This is a genomic window from Pseudomonas sp. H2_D02 (assembly GCF_054677635.1).
Window position 1 is genome coordinate 417,444 of sequence record NZ_CP162816.1, and the last position, 18,424, is coordinate 435,867.

General features: G+C 63.0%; 12 protein-coding genes. 2 read left to right on the forward strand and 10 right to left on the reverse strand.

All coding sequences use genetic code 11. From position 1 onward, the window contains the following. Positions 1-13: 13 nt before the first annotated feature. Entirely contained in the window at positions 14-6,331 is a 6,318-nt protein-coding gene (locus AB4N42_RS01920; RefSeq protein WP_460115783.1) for an Ig-like domain-containing protein, read from the reverse strand. A gap of 51 nt (positions 6,332-6,382) precedes the next feature. Next, the gene (locus AB4N42_RS01925; RefSeq protein WP_460115784.1) at positions 6,383-7,228 is read right to left on the reverse strand and encodes a sulfotransferase family protein; all 846 of its coding nucleotides are present in this window, start codon (positions 7,226-7,228) and stop codon (positions 6,383-6,385) included. Between the two features lie 302 nt (positions 7,229-7,530). On the opposite strand from AB4N42_RS01925, the gene AB4N42_RS01930 reads away from it, so the two are divergent. Both AB4N42_RS01930 and AB4N42_RS01935 read left to right on the forward strand, forming a co-directional pair. After that, positions 7,531-8,118 (forward strand): phage tail protein, encoded by a 588-nt coding sequence (locus AB4N42_RS01930; protein ID WP_030137988.1) that lies wholly within the window; start codon positions 7,531-7,533, stop codon positions 8,116-8,118. Positions 8,119-8,164: 46 nt separating this feature from the next. Next, positions 8,165-8,476 carry a DUF6916 family protein gene (locus AB4N42_RS01935; RefSeq protein ID WP_030137989.1) on the forward strand — a complete coding sequence of 104 codons (312 nt, stop codon included), beginning with the start codon at positions 8,165-8,167 and terminating at the stop codon, positions 8,474-8,476. Between the two features lie 236 nt (positions 8,477-8,712). Here AB4N42_RS01935 and AB4N42_RS01940 read toward each other — a convergent pair whose 3' ends face one another. From AB4N42_RS01940 to AB4N42_RS01975, 8 genes are all read right to left on the reverse strand, one after another. Then, positions 8,713-9,102 carry a hypothetical protein gene (locus AB4N42_RS01940; RefSeq protein ID WP_217860936.1) on the reverse strand — a complete coding sequence of 130 codons (390 nt, stop codon included), beginning with the start codon at positions 9,100-9,102 and terminating at the stop codon, positions 8,713-8,715. Beyond that, positions 9,099-10,508 (reverse strand): PAAR domain-containing protein, encoded by a 1,410-nt coding sequence (locus AB4N42_RS01945; RefSeq protein ID WP_323155849.1) that lies wholly within the window; start codon positions 10,506-10,508, stop codon positions 9,099-9,101. Before AB4N42_RS01945 ends, AB4N42_RS01940 begins: the two co-directional genes overlap by 4 nt. Next, positions 10,505-10,627, reverse strand: coding sequence for a hypothetical protein (locus AB4N42_RS01950; RefSeq protein ID WP_323155850.1), 123 nt, complete (start codon positions 10,625-10,627; stop codon positions 10,505-10,507). The genes AB4N42_RS01945 and AB4N42_RS01950 overlap by 4 nt, the downstream gene beginning before the upstream one ends. Before the next feature lie 292 nt (positions 10,628-10,919). Continuing rightward, a complete protein-coding gene (locus tag AB4N42_RS01955) occupies positions 10,920-11,411 on the reverse strand; it encodes a GNAT family N-acetyltransferase (RefSeq protein ID WP_030137993.1) in 492 nt (163 codons plus the stop codon). A 15-nt stretch (positions 11,412-11,426) separates the two neighbouring features. Beyond that, positions 11,427-13,523: an efflux RND transporter periplasmic adaptor subunit gene (locus AB4N42_RS01960; protein ID WP_460115785.1), complete on the reverse strand. Its 2,097-nt coding sequence runs from the start codon at positions 13,521-13,523 to the stop codon at positions 11,427-11,429. Between the two features lies 1 nt (position 13,524). After that, a complete protein-coding gene (locus tag AB4N42_RS01965) occupies positions 13,525-14,844 on the reverse strand; it encodes an efflux RND transporter periplasmic adaptor subunit (protein ID WP_258648672.1) in 1,320 nt (439 codons plus the stop codon). Beyond that, a complete protein-coding gene (locus AB4N42_RS01970; protein ID WP_030137996.1) occupies positions 14,841-15,617 on the reverse strand; it encodes an efflux RND transporter periplasmic adaptor subunit in 777 nt (258 codons plus the stop codon). Before AB4N42_RS01970 ends, AB4N42_RS01965 begins: the two co-directional genes overlap by 4 nt. Before the next feature lie 362 nt (positions 15,618-15,979). Next, positions 15,980-18,415 (reverse strand): alpha/beta hydrolase, encoded by a 2,436-nt coding sequence (locus AB4N42_RS01975; protein ID WP_460115786.1) that lies wholly within the window; start codon positions 18,413-18,415, stop codon positions 15,980-15,982. Between the last annotated feature and the right edge of the window lie 9 nt (positions 18,416-18,424).

Sequence of the window (18,424 nt, forward strand, 5' to 3'; positions counted from 1 at the left end):
TTATGGGAATTTCTCAGGCCTGCACTTGGCGGGTGCCGGCCTGTTTCAAAGCCATCGCCAAGCTGTCCACCTGACGTTGCTCTGTGTCTTTGAGTTGCTGCAATTGCTGGCCCAAGGTCGGTGCGCCGAATACCCCGCGCACGCCCTGGGACGCATCGCCCCCCTTGATCGACTGGTTGTCGAACGCATCCAGCGATTCGCCATCGGAACTGGCGTCCTGGTTGAACAGGCTGGAAATCGTGCTGCTGCCAAACACCCCGCCATCGCCACCACCAAAGCCCAGGAACCCCTGGCCCGAACCATCCCCGGCGGCGTCGCTGCTGAACACCTGGGCGATATAGCTGGGCGCCAGCTCGCCCCGGTTGATGAAGATGCTGCCGATAGGATCGAGACCGCCGACATCGCGCTGCTCGAACAGCGGCGGGAAGCCCAGCGGCGAGCCCAGGTTGCCAGTCGGCGGCGTGAAGACGATCGGCTGCAACGGCACCTCGGACGGCGGGATGACCGTTACTGGGTCCGATGTCAGGAAGTCCGGTGGTGGCTTCACATCGTTGGGCACCACGGTGTCGATCGCGTAGTTGTTGGACACCGCCACGCTTGATCCAGCATTGCCCGACAGGTCGCTGACGTTACCGGTGTCCAGGGCAATGAAATTGCTTGGATCGGTGAGGTTCACCGTGGGCGTGAAGGTCGCCGTCCAGGTCTTGCCGCCGTCGCTGCTGGTCAGGTTGCTCAGTTCGCCGTTGGTGACGCTCAGGTCCGAGAGGTCGAAGTCCGTCACCGCCTCGCTGAAGGTGAAGGTCACCTGGGTCGTCTGGCCCACGCCCAAGGTCGGGTTGGCGACCACGATGGTCGCGGTCGGCCGGGTCGCATCGAGGGCATAGTTGGCGGAGATGGCGATGCCCACGCCGGCATTGCCGGCACTGTCCTGTACGTTGCTGGCGTCGAGCAGGATCAGGTTGGTGGCGTCGTTGACACCCACCGTTGGCGTCAGGGTCGCCGTCCAGGTCAGGCCGCCATCGCTGCTGGCGAGGTTGGACAGCACGCCGTTGGCGACACTGAGGTCCGACAGGTCGAAACCGGACACCGCCTCGGTGAAGCTGATGGTCACGGTGGTGGTCTGGCCGATGCCCAGCGAGGTATCGGCCACCACGATGGTCGCGCCCGGGCGCACGGTGTCGATTGCGTAGTTGTTGGAGTCGACCACACCAACACCGCTGTTGCCCGAAACGTTAGTGACGCCACTGGTGTCCAGGCTGATCAGGTTGCTGGTGTCGGTGATATTGCTCGCCGGCGTGAACGTTGCCGTCCAGGTGACGCCGCCGTCGGTGGACGACACATTGCTCAGCGTCCCGTTGCTGACGGTCAGGTCGCTGTTGTCGAAGCCGCTGACCGCTTCGGAGAAGGTGATCGTCACCTGCGACGTTTCGCCCACGCTCAGCGCGGTGTCGGCGACGACGACAGTGGCGGTCGGTACGCGAGTCTCGACCGCATAGTTGGCCGAATCAGTGGTACCGGTTCCGGTGTTGCCCGCCGCATCGCTCACCCCGGTGTTGTCGAGAATGATCAGGTTGGTGGTGTCGCTCACGCCCAGGGACGGGGTAAACGTGGCGGTCCAGGTCAGGCCGCCATCACTGCTGCTCACGGCGCTCAAGGTGCCGTTGGCAACACTCAGGTCATCGTTGCTGAAACCGATCACCGCCTCGCTGAAGGTGATGGTCACTTGCGCCGTTTCGCCCGGTCTCAGTGATGAATCACTGAGCACGATGGTGGCAGTCGGACGCTGGGTATCGAGGGCGTAATTGTTGGAATCGGTTGTGCCGACGTTGCCGTTGCCCGCCAGATCGATGATGCCGCCGCTGTTGAGCGAAATCACATTGCTGCTGTCGTTGACGCCGTTGGTGGGCGTGAAGGTCGCGGTCCAGGTGATCCCGCCGTCGCTGCTGCTCAGCCCGGAGATCGTTCCGTTGGCGACGGTCAGGTCGCCGGTAGTGAACGCTGTCACGGCCTCGCTGAACGTGATGGTCACCAGCGAAGTTTCGCCGGCCGCGATGGCGGTGTCGGCCACGACAATGGTCGCGGTCGGACGCACTGTGTCCACCGCGTAGTTGTTGGAGTCGGTGGTGCCGACACCGGCGTTGCCCGCGCCGTTGATCAGGCCGGTATTGTCCAGGGTAATCACGTTGCTGGTATCGGAAATGCTGGTGCTCGGCGTGAAGGTCGCGGTCCAGGTGACGCCGCCGTCGGTACTGCTCATGGTGCCCAAGGTCCCGTTGCTGACGGTCAGGTCCGAATTGTCGAAGCCACTGACCGCCGAGTTGAACGTCACGGTCACGATCGTCGTTTCGCCAATGCCCAAGGTGCTGTCGGCGACCACGATGGTCGCCGTCGGCACGTTGGTGTCGACCTGGTAGTTGTTCGAATTGGTGGTACCGGTGCCGGTATTGCCCGCCCCGTCAGTGATGCCGGTGTTATTCAAGGTAATGACGTTGGACGTATCGCTGACGCCGAGGGCAGGGGTGAAGGTGGCGGTCCAGGTAATGCCGCCATCGCTGCTGCTGACCGCACTCAATGTGCCGTTGGCCACGCTCAGGTCTGAATTGTCGAAACCGCCGACCGCTTCGGAGAAGGTGATGGTCACCAGGGAGGTTTCGCCCACGCTCAGCGCGGTGTCGGCGATCACGATGGTCGCAGTTGGACGTTGGGTGTCGACGGCATAATTGTTGGAGTCGGTGGTGCCACTGCCGGTGTTGCCCGCGCCATCCACCACGCCGGTGTTGTTGAGGGTGATCAGGTTCGTGGTGTCGGTGACGCCTGCCGACGGCGTGAACGTCGCCGTGTAGGTGATGTTGTCGCTGGTGCTCAGCCCGCTGAGGCTGCCATTAGCGACGCTCAGGTCCGCCAGGGTGAAACCGGTCACCGCTTCGTTGAAGGTAATCGTTACCACTGAAGTTTCGCCAGCACCGACAGCCGTGTCGGCGACGACGATGGTTGCAGTCGGGCGCGCGGTGTCGATGGCGTAGTTGTTGGAGTCGGTGGTGCCGCTGCCCGCATTGCCCGCCGCGTCGGTCAAGCCGGTGTTATCCAGGGTGATGAGGTTGCTGGTGTCGCTGATGCTGGCGCTTGGCGTCAGTGTTCCGGTCCAGGTGATGCCGCCGTCGCCGCTGCTCAGGCCGGTGACCGCACCGTTGGCGACCGTCAGGTCTGCGGTGGTAAAGCCTGTTACCGCTTCGTTGAAGGTGATGGTCACCAAAGAGGTTTCGCCGACGCTCAGCGAGGTATCGCTCACGACAATACTGGCCGTGGGACGCTGGGTATCGACGGCGTAGTTGTTGGAGCTGGTGGTACCGCTGCCGGCATTGCCCCCTGCATCCGCCACGCCGGTATTGGCCAGGATGATCAGGTTGGTGGCGTCGCTGATGCTGGCACTCGGGGTCAGCGTCGCGGTCCAGGTGATGCCGCCGTCGCCGCTGCTCAGTCCGCTCAGGCTGCCGTTGGCAACGGTCAGGTCTGCCAGGGTGAAGCCCGTGACGGCCTCGCTGAAGGTAATCGTGACCAAGGACGTTTCACCGACGCTCAGCGCCGTATCGGCGACCACGATGGACGCGGTCGGACGCTGTGTGTCGATGGCGTAGTTGTTCGAGTCGGTGGTGCCGCTGCCGGCGTTGCCGGCCAGGTCGGCAATGCCGGTGTTGTCCAAAGTGATGAGGTTGCTGGTGTCGCTGATGCTGGCGCTCGGGGTCAGCGTCGCGGTCCACGTGATGCCGCCGTCACTGGTGCTCAGCCCGGTCACGCTGCCATTGGCAACGGTCAGGTCCGCCGCGGTGAAACCACTCACGGCCTCGCTGAAAGTGATGGTCACCACCGAGGTTTCGCCCGCACTCAACGCCGTATCGGCGACCACGATGGTGGCGGTCGGACGTTGCGTGTCGATGGCGTAATTGTTGGAGTTGGTCGTCCCCACGCCGGCGTTGCCATTGAGGTCCGCCACGCCCGTGTTGTTCAGGACAATGAGATTGGAGGTGTCGGTGACAGTCGCATCCGGTGTCAGGGTGGCGGTCCAGGTGATACCACCATCGCTGGTGCTCAGGCCGCTGAGCGTCCCGTTGGCCACCGTCATGTCGGCCGTGGTGAAGCCGGAGACGGCCTCGGAGAAGGTGATCGTGACCGTCGAGGTCTCGCCAATCCTCAGGGCCGTGTCGCTCACCACGATGGACGCCGTGGGCGCCACGGTGTCGTTGACGATGTAGTTGTTCGAATCGGTGGTGCCCACCCCGGCGTTACCGGCCAGGTCGGCCACGCCAGTGTTGTTCAGGGTGATGATATTGGTGGTGTCGGCGATGTTGCTGGCTGCGGTCAACGTGCCGGTCCAGGTGATGCCGCCGTTGCTGGTGGTCAAGGTGCCAACGGTGCCGTTCTGTACCGTCAGGTCCGCCGCGGTGAGGCCGGTCACGGCTTCGGAGAAGGTGATGGTCACCGTCGACGTACCACCGGAGTTCAGGTTGGTGTTGGCCACCACGACGGTCGCGGTGGGCGGCGTCTCGTCCGGCACATAGTTGGTATTGATGGTGCCGCCATCGCCGTAGACGTTGGCCACTGACGCCGGTGAAACCCCTGCGGTACCTGCACTTGTCCCGCCTACGCCACTGCCGCCGACGTTGCCGGCCAGGGCGGCGAAGTTCGCGGCGGTGATCAGGATCGAACCTTTGTTCCAGATGGCGCCGACACCGACGCCGCCCGCACCGCCCGCCTGGAGATAGCTACCGCCCGCCCCGCCGCCACCACCGCCACCGCCGGCACCGACGTTGTTGGAGATGACCGAATTGCCGATGATCCGCAGGGTCGCGCCGGTGTCGTTGTAGATACCGCCGACCGCACCGCCGCCGTCGCCGCCGAAGTTGTCATACCCGTCACCACCGCCGCCACCGCCGATGGACAAGCCACCGCTGCTGGCCGTACCGCCGGCCGAGCCGGTGCTGTAGCCCGGATAGGCCGCACCGCCCGCGCCACCCGTGGTGGAACCGCCACGCCCGCCAATGTTGAAGAAGCCGCCGCCCGCGCCGCCCTGCCCGGCCGAGCCATTGGAACCCGTGGAGTTAAGCGTGTCGCCGCCCTTGCCGCCGATACCGCTACCGACCGCACCACCGCCACCGCCGCCGCCACCGGCGTACTGCGGCGTCACACCGCCACCGCCACCGCCGCCTGAAGCGGCGTTCGCGGTGACCGTAACGTTGCGCAGGGTCAAGGTGCCGGCGTTGTAGATGCCGCCGCCCTGGGACACCAGCGCGTCGTCGCCGCCGTTACCACCGTTGCCTGCCACCATCCCCCGAGTAATCACCAGGCCATCGAGGGTGGCCGTGGTGCCGGACGTGACTTGCATGATCTGGGTGCGGTACTGGCCGTCGAGGGTCACGTCGGCGACGTTGTCGTTATTGAGGTCGCCATCGATGGTGATGTTCTTATCGACCACCAGCACCTGGGTCAGGGCGACGGTCATGCTGGTGTTGAACGTGACGATGTCACCGTTCTGCGCGGACAACAGGGCTGCACGCAGGGAACCCACGCCGCTGTTGAGGTTGTTGGTGGCGGTCCAGGTGGCCAGGCCCCACTGGTAGTCGCTCATGGCATTCGCCGACAGCACGTTGGCGCTTTCGATGCTGCCGGTCGCGATTTCCAGGTTCCAATCGCCGCCCAGGCCGGTGCGGTCGTCGGAAGCGGCCACGTCCCGGCCGGTGAGCTGCGCCAGCGAGTTGACCAGGCTCATGCCGCGGTCGCCTTCGGCCGTATAGCAGCCATAGATCAGGATGTCGCCGCCAGCGTTCATGTCCTTGCCGATCTGCGCCAGCACATCGCTGCGCGCCTGGACGTTGTCGGCCGACAGGTAGCTGTTGCCCAGCCACAAATCACCGGCGTTGCCGTGGGCGATGATCTGCACCGAACTGACGCCCTGGTGGGTGTCCAGGTAATCGGCGATCTGTTGCAAGCCGTCCTTGGTGCCATCGAGCTGCATCACCTCGGTACCCGGCGCCACGCCTTGCAACAACTGGGCGGAGTCCTTCACGCGGGAATCGACGAACACCACGGACTTGCCCGGGACGGCCGCCTCGGTGGCATCGGTCTGCCCCTGGGGCGCATGGCCGTCGGAAGGCTGGTCCGCCGTTGGCGTCTTCGCGGCGTCGGCGGTCGGGTGTGCATCCGGCTGCGCGGCATCGGCCACGGTCGCGGCCACCGCGCCGTCGAAGAGCATTCGCGGCTCCAGCGACATGATCATTGGCGATGCCAGGGCCTGTGCGCCCTCGGTTACCCGCGATTTGCCTTTGCTCCACCACATGACGATCACCCGGACTCGAACTTTCTTAAACGCAAATGATAAAAACCGCGATCAACTGATCGCGGCGTCGGCTTTCATGCGAATGACATTGGCGGCACTGGCCGTGCCATCGCGCCAGAACGACAATTCGGCATATTTATCGAACAGATCCGGCGGCAGCAGCGTCCGTCGGGCTTGCGGTGCAACCTTGGGCTTGACCTTGTGCAGGCCGGCAACACCCAAGGCCTGATCGAAGGCCGGGGCGTCGTAGGTCAAGTGATTGAAGTCGTGCTCGAACCACGGCTCGCCGATGAACTCGTAGACCAGCCGCATGACGCGTTCAGGCGCCTGGCTCAACAGGTCGTAATCGACGATCAGCAGCGATTCGGCGTTTTCACCGTAATAGGCTTCTTTCAGCGCAGTCCAGGCGAACCCCACCAGGCGGTTGCGCTGGGCCAGGGTTTCGCAGCGGCTGTAGACGGTGTTGCGCTCGTCATCGTCGTTGAACAGCTTGGTGTTTTCGAAGGGGTTGGCGCGGTAGAGCCGCTCCAGGCTGTCGAGGATCCAGGCGACGTTGCGCACGCAGGCGATGGTCTTGGCTTGGGGAAACAGGTCCTGCAGGGCAGGCAGGCGCGCACACCATTGGCGGTTGGTGTCGAAGATGACCGGTTTATCGGACTTGTCAGCGTAGTAGGAATCGAAGAGGCCGCGCAACAGGCGCCGCCGTATATCGGTGTCGATCACCGAACCGAACTCGCTGCCGGCACTGCATTGCTGCAAGACGCTGCTGAACAGCGTACCGACGGGACTGGTCATGCCGGCGTGGAAGCGCGGGTTCTGCAACAGAATGGCAGAAAGCAGGGTCGAGCCTGAGCGCGGTAGACCGGAGATAAAGTGAAACTGCGGCAATCCATTCACCTTGATTGTAGTCCTTTGTAGCCGAAGCGTAGCCGAGGAAAAAAACTTCGCCTAGTGGTGTTTTGATATCAAACACATCAAAACCTGTAAAAAAGATGGACGGTATCGGGGCGCCCGAGACCTGAATCGATTAAGCCCGCCGAGCCGGTTTTTTCATTCGATCCGTCCGGCAAAATCAGGCATCCCCGTCTACGCTCAGCCGTGCGTGACCAGGCCAGGGGATGAAGGAGTCGGGCTGATCGCACTCTTGTCCTTCACGTGCCAGGCATTGCAAGACCCATAACCCGAGGGACGAGGAATCTATGGAAGTATTCATCGGCACTATCCAGTCATTCGCCTTTAACTTTGCACCCAGGGACTGGGCCCTGTGCAACGGGCAAACACTCGCCCTTTCCCAGTATCAGACCCTGTTCGCGCTGATCGGCGTAACGTACGGCGGCAACGGTCAGACCACCTTCATGCTGCCCAACCTGCAGGGGCGCCTGCCGTTGGGCCAAGGCAACGGGCTGGGCCTGACTCCGCGGGTGATCGGCGAGATTTCCGGTACGGAAAACGTCAGCGCAACGCTGAACAACCTGCCCAACCACACCCATGCACTCACCGGCATTACCGCCGCCACCACGCTGCAACTGGCGAACCCGGCCAGCAACCCGGTGAACACGCCGACGGCCACCAACTCATTCATCGGCACCTCGGGCACCGGGCCCGGTTCGGCGGCGATATATTCCGATCAAGTGGGTGCTTCGCCGGTGCCATTGCAAGGCGTGACCACGGTGGTCAGTGGCACGGTCGCCCCTACTGGCGGCAGCACGCCGATGGCAATCATGAACCCGTATCTGGCAATCAACTTCAGCATCGCGCTGCAAGGCTATTTCCCATCCCGCAACTGACCACCCGCCGGAAGGCCTCGGTCTTCCGGCTTTTGGGAGCATCGATATGCTGCAACACGTTCATAGTCGCCATTTCCAACCACTGCTCGGCCAGACCAGCCACCTGACCTTGCCCGACGGCAGTTGCCTGCCCGTACGGATCGAAACCCTGGAAGAAGCACCCCGGGCGAAAATGCCCAGCAGCGAACGCATGCCGTTCAGCGTCGAATTCAACAGCCTGGAAAGCACCGACTTCGTCGATGGGCTCTGCGCGCTGGAAGTACCGGAATTGGGCAGGCTCGAAGGGGTGTTCGTATCACGGGTACCGCCGATGGGACGGGATCCGGGGGTGGGGTATTTTTATATTGCGTTTAATTGATGGGATTCAATAGAACTGTGGGAGCGCTTGGTCGCGGTAGCGATTTCCCATCCCACCCGGTCCCCGTGGCGAGGGAGCTTGCTCCCGCTGGCCTGCGAAGCAGGCCTCTGCCTTTCTTCAGACGGACCGTTTTGTCTGGTTTCGCGACTACTTCGCAGCCGAGCGGGAGCAAGCTTCCTCGCCACGGGCCCACCGAACAGCAAATGTGTAGCACGGCCTTCTGTACTTTCATCGAGTTATCTGAACTTGACTAGCAGGGCTGCAACTATCATTCCGGTAAATGAGATGATCGTCATCGTCACCTTGATCATCAAAAGACGTTTCAAGTAAGGCGGGAAATTTTCGATATCGGCAGGGCTCACGTCCCCCATACGGATATATGCCCTTGGCCACACCACCATGCCGGCAATTGAAATGATCAATACACAGCCTCCAAACCAGCCTCGACCTCGCCATGCGGGGCCCCAAAGATATATGTATCGGCTGTTTTTTAAGGCATTCATCATGGCATCCAGATAACGACATTTCAGGTACAAACTGTATGCAATACTCACAACTCCAAGCAGTCCCCACCCTCCAGTAGCAATGATCGCAACCCAGGGAGGCCACGCGTCGATACTGCTCATGGTTGTGTAACCTCGTAGATTTTTCCCCCCATATATTCGCCAATTTCACCACCGTAAGTTGTCCCCACCCAGGCGCCAGTACCTATCAAGGCTGCGACACAGACAACACCTCCGATTCCCGTTGAAACGCCAAGCGCCAAACAAATCGGACCGCTTGCTAACTTGCCTATCTCTCCACCTGCCCAACCACCAGCCGCCGACAGGCCGAATTTACCCCCTTCAGTAAAACGTACCCGCTCACAAGCCTCCTCACCTCCTGCATCGCACACAGCCTGAACCGCCAGCACCGAAGACACCCCACCAATCCCAATCCCGACATACCCACCCATCTGCATATATTTCGCAGCGCGACTGGTGCTTTCCACATGCGTGGCGTACCCCGGTATCTGCCCCGGCGCGCCAGCCTTGTTCCAGTGATGAACCAGACTGCGGCTCGAAATGCCAAGGGCGGTTTTCAGCTTGGGGTGGTCGCCCAGTGTCGTATGGCCGCGCAGGCGGGTGGAGTTCAGCAAGTGCGCATCCAACTGGGCGAGCAGGAGTTTGCGTTCGGTAAAGAATTGCGCTGATTTGAGATGCCCATGCTGGCGATAGCTGTCCTGGTGCAAGCGCTCCATGGCTTGCAGGGTGTCGCGCAGGCTGGTCAGGTGTTTTTCCATCACCACGGCGCTCACGCCCAGCCAGGTCGAGGTCTGGCCGGTGAAGCTGGCAATCTCGGCCGCGTGGCGGTGCATGAAGTCGGCTTGTTCGGCCGTCAGGTCTTCGAGTGCGGCATTGACTGTTTCCGCCGCCGCCATCACCTGCGCTTCTTCGCGAGTGCATTGCAGGTTGTTCGGGTCGCTCAACACGATCATCGAGCCGGCTTTGACCACATCGCGGTGAGGGTTCAACGCTCGGAATTTGCGCAGCACCTGCGGGTCGGGCGCGGGGAATAGCGTGGCTTCCAAGGCTTCACGGCTCACGCTTTTAGGGACGACATAGAAGCCCGGTTCCTGAGGTTCCAGGCGGGTGGATACCTCGAATGCTGGGTTGTTTGAAGGGGCGAAGCCCGAGTGGCGCGACGTAGCGGGAACGGTGTTCGCGGGCGAAGAAACCGGTTCAGCGGCTCGGCTGGATTGCGGTGCAGCGCCGGCTTTTCTGTAAGTGGCCGAGAGTAGCGATGGGATCAACTGAGCGTTACAAGGGCAACTGCTGACGCTGTCCAGCGTACCGGCGTTACGCCGGCCATTGCTGGTCATGCCCGCGATGCCGCCCACAATCTGATAAGTTTTCCCGTCCTTGCCACAAGAAACCGGATCACCTTCACGGGCACGAGCGATACCATTCATTCGGTTGTGTGCGTTCCCATCCAGCACCTTCCCACCACAGGTGGTTTCGTCACCGAGTCCAATGTAATAGCCTCGGTTCATTGGATGGAGTCCTTCATTTCATCCGACTGCAGGCCAACACCCTGCGCCTGTTCGAGCAGGCGACGGTGATGCTTATCAGATACCTTGTTGGTGTAGGCGAGTTGCAACGATGCGTGCATTTTTCAAGGCTCCTACTCAGGGGTAGTCGTTCGCTTGTCCTCTGCCAAGCCGAACGAATTTCAGAGCCATGGATAAAACGTTGCATTACGGGCAAGACGCAATCCCAAAGGGTATGGATTTGGAACGATTAGGAAACGTCCTAGGCAAAAAACCGATTCTTCCTACGCTTCGGAGGGCTCCATTGCAGGGTTTGCTTGGAAAGCAAGGGATGGCGGCGCGGAAGTTACGGGTACACCGCCTTCGCGAGCAGGCTCGCTCCCACAGGGGTTCTTTAGCGTCTGTAAGATCGGGTCAATTGCCTTTCGGATACCAGACCAACCGCTCCGCCGCGGGGTTGCGCTCTTGCACTTCGAAGCCCAGCGCCAGGTAGTGTCGGCGGGCGTGGGGGTTGCTGGCCCAGACCACCGTCGCCACCGGGCAGCGGATCTGCTGTGCGGCTTTCTGTACGCCTTGCAACACTGCCCGACCGTAGCCTTGCCCACGGGCCTGGGGGACGAAAGCCAAGTAGAGGACACGGATTTCGTTAGGGCCGAAATCGGTGCTCAAGGCGCCGATGGCGGTGCCGAGCTTTTCCACGACGTAATGCATGGCGTTGGGGAAGTTGTCCCCCAGGCCCTGCTCTTGGATCTCGAACTGCTGGGCGATCACTTGCTGCACCTGCTCGGGATCGCCGTCGATCCATTGCAAGTCCGGCCGCGCCGCTTGGTACAGGCCCTGCAGGAACGGACCATCGCTGACCCGCGATGGACGCACCACCAATCCTTCTGCCGCCACTGAGTCCATGCTCGCTCCCTGGATTTAGAACCCGCTTTCCCTGACGCCCAACGCCGCCAACCGACGCCAGGCCGCGCCCAATACCGACTCGCCCTTGCCCTGCAGCACCGCCACGCCACGCAGCGGCTGTACGGGGGCGGATGTGTCGTCCACCGCACTGAGCCGCACACCGTATTGCGCCTGCACCGGCTCGGCCCGTTGCTGCGAATCGCGGCGCACCGCGATCGGCCCGTGGTGGTCAGAGGTCAACGCCTGTTGCTCGACCCAGGCCACGCCGTTGGTGTCGATTTCGTTCAGTTGGATGGCAATCGAGGCGTGCATCGGATCGTCCGCAATAAACCGTCCGGTGGCACCAAGCGCGACCCGCCAGAGTTCGGCTTCGGTGAGGTAGCCGCGCAAGCGGGAGTCGGCTTGCACCACCCGCGCCAGCGGCTGCGTGGGCGATAACCAGCGCCCCACGGTCAGGTCCGCCAGCAGATCGCGCACCTGTCCGGCGTGGGGCGCACGCAACAGCAGGCGTTCACGCTGGGCAACCAGCCCTCGATAGTCGGCCACGGCTTCGGCCAGTTGCTGTTCGACAATGCCGGCATCGGCGGCGGTTTCACTGCGGCCGGCCTGACGGCGCATCTGCAGTTGCTGGATCTCGATTTCCCGACGGACGATCGCCAGGCGCGACGCCATGTCCGGCGATTCCAACTCGATCAATACGTCGCCCTGGGCCACGACCTGGCCGTCACGGACATTCACCTGCTTGACCCGCGCCGCCACTGGCGCATGCAAGGCGCTGGCGCGACCGGCCTCAAGCATCGCCGGCACTTCCACGGCACTGCGCCACGGCAACAGCAAGGCAAGTAGAACGACCAGCAGCACCAGACAGGTCAGCAACACGCGGGGGCCATGGGCCTGCTCGCGGCGGCTCCACCATTGCCGTCCTTCATTCACGATGGGCATAAAAATGAACCAGATCAATTCCACCAACATCAAGAAGATGCCCAGCACCTTGAAGAACAGGTGATAGACCGCCAGGGCAATACCGAAGAACAACGCCGCACGCCACAGCCAGGAACCATAGCCCCACACCAGCAAGCGCCAGCGCATTTTCGGTGACCAGGGTTCCGGGGCAGCAGCGCCATAACCGAACAAGGCTTCGCGCAAGCGCCAGCGACACAGGGCAAACGCACGGCCCTGGAGATTGTCCACAGCCCACAAATCGCTGAGCAGGAAGTAGCCGTCGAAGCGCATGAAAGGGTTCAGGTTGATGATCAGCGTGGTGATCCACGTGGCGCTGGCCAACATGAACGCTGCCGTGCGCGCCGGGCCGTCGGGCAACAGTGACCAGGCCAGCAATGCGATGCAGGCCAAGAGCAACTCCGCCAGTACGCCGCCCGCACCAATCAGCAATCGGGCCCGACGATCATTGACCCGCCAGGCGTCGCTAACATCGGTATAGAACATCGGCAGCAGCACCATGAACGCCACGCCCATGCTTTGCACGCGGCAGCCGGCACGCTTGGCCATGAACGCATGGCCGAATTCGTGACACAGCTTGGCAAAGAACAAGGCCACCCCGAACGCCAGCGCACCGCCGAGGCTGAACAGGTGGGGAAACGTCGCCAGGAACCGCTGCCAGTCCCTGGACACCAGGAAAATGCCCAGGCCCAGGGTCAGCGGTATTCCATAGCGCAGGATGCCGGGGCCGAACCGCGCGAGAAATGGCCAGGCACGATTGAGGAACGCATCCGGACGCCATAGCGGTATGCGGAAAAACAGGTATTGATGCAGCAGGATTTGCCACAGGCTCTGACGCTGGGAAGCGGTCTTGTATTGATAGCTGTCGCGTTGCTGCGGGTCCATCGCGCTGATCAGGTCATGGCCGCGCAAAAAGCCCAGCAATTGCTCCAGCGATTCGCCATTGAGCGGCAGGCCCGGTTCGCGGTTCGCCGCTCGCAATACCTGCTCCGGATCACCCAGGGACCAGTGCCGCAACATGCGCATCGCCGCCGCGCCCAGCTTGAAATAGCGTCCGCGTACCGGATCGGCCAGGGTCCATTGCGGCGAGCCGTCGGGGTCGGGGGCGGCGGCAGACAATTGCAGGTCCGACCGCAGGCTCGGCAGGTCCACGCTACAGGCCTACGCTCTGGCGCAGACCCGCAAGCGGCCGGCGCAACAGATACAACGCCAACGGCGCGCGATCACCGAAGATTTTCGCCGTGCCCCGCAGGCCGATGCGCGGCGCCGTGGCATCGAAACGCGCGTCCAATCGATAGGCCAACTGCCCGGCGGCGGTGGGCTGCGCTTCGTAGGCCGAACGCTCAAGCCGGGCCAGGTGTCGCTGCAACGGATCGCTGTCGAGAAACAATGCCACTTGCGCGCCTGGCTCCAACGCAATCGCGTCGCCCACCGCCAGCTCGATGCGCAGCTCGGCCTGGTTCGGATCGGCGATTTCCATCAGGCGTTCGCCGGTCTGCACGGGTTTGCCGAGCCAGCGCTCGGCATCGGCGAATACCGCGATGCCGTCACGTTCGGCGCGGACTTCGCTGCGCTTGAGCAGCTCGATGGCGTAGTTGCGCTCGGCACGTTTCTGTTCGACGCGAGCCGCCAGCAGGTCGATCTTCGAGCTGGATTCAGCATCGGCAAACGAGCGCTGGGAGTTGGCCTTGAGTTCCGCCTCGGCCACACCCAATGCCCGCTCGGCGACATCGGCCTGGGCCTTGAGGGTGGTGCTTTCGAAACGCAGCAACAGGTCGCCGTTCTTCACCGCCTGGTTGGGCTTGACCAGGAATTCGGCAATCACGCCATCCAACGGTGCCGCTACCACCTGCCCGCCCAGTGGCACCACTTCGGCCGGGGCCAACACGGATTGGCGCACTGGGATCAGCAACCCCAGCAGCAACACCGCCACCAGGGCGACCTGGCGCTTGCGCGTCCAACGCAGGCGCCACGGCTTGCGCGGTTGCAGCGCCAGCCAGGCATGGCTGTAGGTGTCGCCGAGTTGCGACAGCAGCACTTGCTCCGGCGGTGTCCATGGCAGGTCACGGGCCAGCCACAAGCCGCCAAACACTTGGCCTTGATGATCGATCAAGGGCAGCCAGAACACTTGCCCGGCCGACAGGCTTCGCCAATCCGCCTGGACCGGCTCACTCACCTCGCCAGGGGCAATGACCCGCGCCTTGTCCAGCGATCCCTTCTTGAACAACTGCGCGACGGCTTGTTCGACAAATGCCACGAACGGCGCGTTCGGCTCGATGGCGCTGACGCCGGTCACGGCCTGGACCTTGCCAGCGATCAACAACGCGGCATGACGAAAGCCGAACAACGCCTGGCCGTCGTTGACCAGGCTGTAGCTCAACTGCTCGGGCGTGCGCGCAGCCCTGGTCTGGCGTTCCAGATCGAGGAAACGGGCGAACACCTGCTCGGCGCTGCCCGTCACTGGCGCGTTCACTTCGACTCCGAGAAACGCGCCGTACCGCTCATGCCAGACAGCAGGCCGCTGGCATCCGGCACGCTCGCCACCAGCAGCAACGTCTGGCTGCCCTCGTCGATACGCGCGCCCAGGCGCTTGACCGTCGCTTGCAACGGCTTGCCGGTTTCATCGGGAACGAAGCTGAACGACTGGCCGGGCTTGAGCTTGCCCATCCAGCGCGAGGGAACCAACAGATGGATTTCCAGCGTGCGATTGTCCACGACGTCCAACAATGGCGCACCGGCCGCGACGCTTTCATAACGTTGGACCTTGCGCGCCACAATCTGCCCATCGAACGGCGCGATGACGCTGCAGCGCTTGACCTGCACTTGATAAACCTGGGATTGCGCCTGCGCCTCGCTGAGACGGGCCTCGGCCCGCGACACCTCGAAACGTCCGACGGATTTCAGCGCCGCGAGCTGCCGATTGTGGGCCAGCTCTTCACCGGCGCCACGGCTGGCCGCCTGGGCCGCATTGAGCTGGGCCTGATAGGCCGAACAGTCGAAACGCGCCAGGGTGTCGCCCTTCTTGAACGACTCGCCCTCACTGAACGGCAACTCGACAATCCGCCCGGCCAGCTCACTGGCCAGCACCGCCTGATCCCGCGCCCGCAGCACCCCTCGCGCCTCGTTGCCCGACGCACTGGCCGAAACGTTGCTCTCCAGCAACGGATCGTCGGACGCTGGCGTTTGCGCCTGCACCCCGCACGTTATAAAGGTCAATCCCACAACCCAACTGCATAAACGTCGCATGACCGTTACTCCCTGACGGATGGTCGGAGTCTACGACAGCGGTGGGGGGCGTCAAGGGGAGTAGTTGAGTGAAAAGAGAATACGCCCGGGGACATTCGCTGTGGCGAGGGGATTCATCCCCGCTGGACTGCGCAGCAGTCCCAAATCCTGACACCTCGGTATCTCAGGCAGACCGCATTTAAATTGCTTGGGGTTGCTGTGCAACCCAACGGGGATAAATCCCCTCGCCACAGGTTGAGTAACATCAGCGCTGATCGTTTTGACCTCACTGCCTCTTCATCTGGTTCCAGGGTTGAGAACAATCCCTGAGCCGAACATATCTCCCTCGCCACGGGTTCTGTGATCAACAAATATCGCGCTGTCTACTCCACCAACCTCAACTCCCCATCGCAATACACCACCTCACGCCCCAACCACCCCACATCCGCCTGAGGCAACACTGCCGAAGGCTTGCGCAATTCGCGCAGCAGCGTCGAGCCATGGGACAGGCGACCGCCCATGCGCGCAATCACGGCGCGGGCGTTTTGGTAGTGGGCGTGGCGGCCAGGGTCCAGGGTGTCTTCCAGCAGGATGTCCTCGCCGAGGATGCCTTGGGCCTGGCCCGGGTAGATGAGGAATCCGCTTGCCTGTTCAGTGCCTTCACGACCGTCCTGCCAGAAGCTGCCGTCGCGGCTGCGGATGTCCGGGTGCGGTGCGAACCAGTGCGCGCGGTCAGCGGCCGGCATGGCGTGGTGCAGACGGAAAAAGATCCGCATCAGGTTATCGCGATACCATTCGCGCACCTGCAAATAATAGCCGCGCAACCCCGGCAGGCCGGCGCCATGGACCAGGCGAATCGCCAACGGCCATTGTGGAAAGGCCTGCAATGGCAGCTCGGTCGGTGCCGGGCGCGGTGTGGCCGGGTCGGTCTCCCACGGCAGGCGATGAGGGCTGTGTTCGAGATCGTCATAGGCGGTCGGCGGTCGTCCCAGCCAGTCCCCGCCGCTGCTCGCCAAGGCGCTGGCGATGCACAGGTTGCCCTGCACCACGAACACGTAGAAGCGGGTAAACCAATCGGCCAACTGCTGGCCGTTGGCGCCTTGTCCGGTCAGCTCGTGCAGCTCTCGATCAAGACGTCGCAAGCCATTTTCCAGCGTCAGCAAATGCCCTCGGGCGATGCGTTGCATGCGCAGGAACAACGGCAGCGAACGCAGCAGGCGCAGTGGCCGCCAGGGCAGGTGCGGTGTCGCGCCGCCGACCTCGCCGGCATAGCTGCTGGCGCTGACGCCCCAGTCAGCCAGCCGGGCGAGAAACAAATCATTATTGATGTACGAAGCGCCGCCAAACAACGCCGTAAAAGGCTCGTTGTCCTGCAGCACCCGCCGATCCCAACGCGCCATGATCGCCGGAATACTCGTCGCCGCACGGCGCTGCGCGTACTCCACCAGGACGCTGGGTCGGGGCGGCAGGATCTCGGCAATGTTGGCGGCAGTCAGGTGACGGCGCCAGCCGTAGTCGCTGATCGGGCGGTATTGCAACAGCCACAGCTGGGTCCCGTCCCAGGCCCATTCAACATCACCGGGCACGTAATGAAAGACCCGCAGCACGCCTTGCAGAAAGCGCCACAGCACTTCGGCGGTCAGGCCATAGGCAGGCCTGAAGGTGCCGCTGCTCCATGACTCGCCGAGGCGGGACATCACCGCGCGCTCGGGGCTCACTTGGCCATCGGCCAACGACTCCAGATGCCCCTCGACCCACTCCAATTCAACAGACAAGTGACGCACGAACGCGATCCCGGACAACCGTGGCGTGATGAAGCGCTGCACCACCACTTCCTCGACACCCGCCGCGCTCAACTCGGCAATGCGCGCCGGCACGTTGCACGTCGGTTCGCGCAGGAACGTGGTGCTCAAGCCGGCATTCGCCGCATCGGCCTGATCCTCGCCGTAGCTGGAAGAACGCACGGCCCAGGTAGCATCCGGCTGGCCGTTCAGAAAGCCTGGCAAACGTGGATCATCGCAATGGTTGAGCGACAGCGCCGCCGGCACCGGCTGCCCAGCCAGCGCCGCGAGACGCAAGCGGCCGCCCTTGGTATGCGCGACAAAACCACGCTCGCCGGACTCCAGCCACATCGCGAATTCAGCCGGTGAATCAATCCATGGATAGTGGCCCCAGCCGGGCTTCAGGCTGATGGTCAAATCGGCGCGGGCAAGGATGGCCGACCAGGCCGCCGCTTGGGCGACGCCCAACACCTTGTCTTGATCACCCCAGACCAGCTCCACCGGATCCGTGATCCATTCCAGCAGCGGCAACGCGGTGTCGGCGCGCACCAGGTCCCAATGCGGCACAAAGGCCCGGCAGCGGGCATAGCCGGCGCCCATGCGCTGGTATTGCGCGGGCGTCCAGGTTTGGCTGGAAAATTTATGGGCAAACAACGTCGGCTTGTTCGCCAGCAGCCAGTGGATGGTCTTGCGAATCGGCAACGGCGACATCAACGCCGGCAACCGTCGCTGCCACAAAAACGCGCCCACCGGCGCCAACAAAATGCTGCGGCAAAAGTGCCCCGGCTGGCGTTGCAAGGCGTGCAGCACCAGCAAGGCGTTCACGCCGACCGCCATGATCGCGCTGCCCCGGACCGTCGCCGCCAGCAACGCCTGGGCATAGGCCGCCAGGTCTTCGCAGGGAGCCTGGGGGTTATTGCCAAAGCCGGGCAGTTCCAACGGCACCACGTCGTAGCGTTGAAAATGCGGCAACGCGTCATCCCACCAATCGGCGGCGCTGCCGTTGCCGGCCAGCAGGTACATCCGGGGCTTGCTCATGGATGTTCC